The organism is Vibrio sp. 10N.222.48.A3 (genome assembly GCF_041475345.1).
Classification (GTDB): Bacteria; Pseudomonadota; Gammaproteobacteria; order Enterobacterales; family Vibrionaceae; genus Vibrio; species Vibrio tasmaniensis_A.
In genome coordinates, this window is record NZ_JBFRVX010001612.1 from 1 (window position 1) to 1,526 (window position 1,526).

The following is a 1,526-nucleotide window of genomic DNA, read 5'->3' on the forward strand; positions in this document are numbered from 1 at the left end:
TTGTGATTTGATCGCTTTAATAAAGCCTTCGCCAAGCGTGTCACCAGAGAGTTCTCCGACAACGATACCTACACGCAGAGGTTCATTCGAAACAAAGTCCAAGCTATTGGTTGCTGCTTCTTGCTGTGCCATAGTTTTCTAATTCCCTTCTTGCCTAAAACAAAAAAGATCGCCTAACGAGTAGCGATCTTTTTGTTATACCAATCTAACGAGGTAACTATTGTCATACTCATATTGATTGGTACATAACCACATCAAGTATTAACGAATAATACCGCGCTCAGAGCTCTCTAGCATTTCTAACATAGGAGTTACCGAAGCAAACTCTTTCGCCATTTCAACTAAAGCGGCTTTCGCTTCTTCAAGTGTTTTGCCTGAACGGTATAACTCTTTGTACGCTTTCTGTAATGCTCGAATTTCTGGTTTCTCAAATCCGTTACGCTTCAAGCCCACTAGGTTGAGGCCGAATGGAGCGGCATGATTACCCTGTGCAAGCACGTACGGCAGTACATCTTGAACAACCGCAGAACAGCCGCCAATGTACGCATAAGCACCAATAGAACAAAATGGGTGAATAGCAGAAAGCGCCATAACACCCGCATAATCGCCAACGGTTACGTGGCCACCAAGAATAGCATTGTTACCAATGTGAGTATGGTTACCAACAATAACATCATGCGCTACGTGAGCATTTACACAAAGTAAGTTGTCATCGCCAATCACAGTGGTAGCTTTGTCTTGAGTTGTACCACGGTGGATCTGAACTGCTTCACGAATCACATTACGGTCACCGATCACAACAGTCGTGTCTTCACCACCGTATTTCTTATCTTGGTTTTCTTCTCCAATCACTGCGTGTGGGAAGATTCGGTTTTGCTTACCAATTGTCGTGTGACCTTTGATCACAACATGCGACATCACTTCAGTGTCATCACCAATTGTCACGTTACCAGCAATGTAAGTGAAAGGACCAACCGTCACGTTAGCACCGATAGTTACATCACCTTCGATTACTGCTGCCGGGTGAATTTTCGCTGTTTCATGAATCATATTAAAACTCTCTACGAGCACATTTAAGTTCAGCTGAACATACAACTACGCCGTCAACTTTCGCTACACCGTTGAACGATGCAATGCCACGACGTTCTTTTAAGAACTCAACTTCGATAACCAATTGGTCACCTGGCACTACTGGCTTGCGGAACTTCGCTTTATCTACGCTAGCAAAGTAGTAAAGCTCATTACCAGAAGGAGCACCAAAAGATTTAAATGCTAGAAGACCTGTTGCTTGCGCCATTGCTTCTAAGATCAACACACCTGGGAATACAGGAAGTTGTGGGAAGTGGCCTGTGAACTGAGGTTCGTTAACAGAAACATTCTTAATCGCAGTCAGTGTCTTTTCTTTTTCAAAGCTAGTCACACGATCAACCATTAAGAATGGGTAGCGATGAGGTAATAGTTCCTGAATTTCAGTAATGTTCATCGTTGTCTGTTCAGTAGTCAAAGTCGTATTCCTATGTATATTC

2 protein-coding genes and 1 pseudogene are annotated in these 1,526 nt (G+C 43.2%); all 3 read right to left on the bottom strand.

The window, feature by feature from the left end:
* Positions 1–132 (bottom strand): annotated as a pseudogene (gene lpxB / locus AB4653_RS28035) (lipid-A-disaccharide synthase); the annotation flags it as partial.
* A 129-nt stretch (positions 133–261) separates the two neighbouring features.
* The gene (gene lpxA / locus AB4653_RS28040; protein WP_009847407.1) at positions 262–1,050 is read right to left on the bottom strand and encodes an acyl-ACP--UDP-N-acetylglucosamine O-acyltransferase; all 789 of its coding nucleotides are present in this window, start codon (positions 1,048–1,050) and stop codon (positions 262–264) included.
* A gap of 1 nt (position 1,051) precedes the next feature.
* The gene (fabZ, locus tag AB4653_RS28045) at positions 1,052–1,504 is read right to left on the bottom strand and encodes a 3-hydroxyacyl-ACP dehydratase FabZ (protein WP_009847408.1); all 453 of its coding nucleotides are present in this window, start codon (positions 1,502–1,504) and stop codon (positions 1,052–1,054) included.
* Between the last annotated feature and the right edge of the window lie 22 nt (positions 1,505–1,526).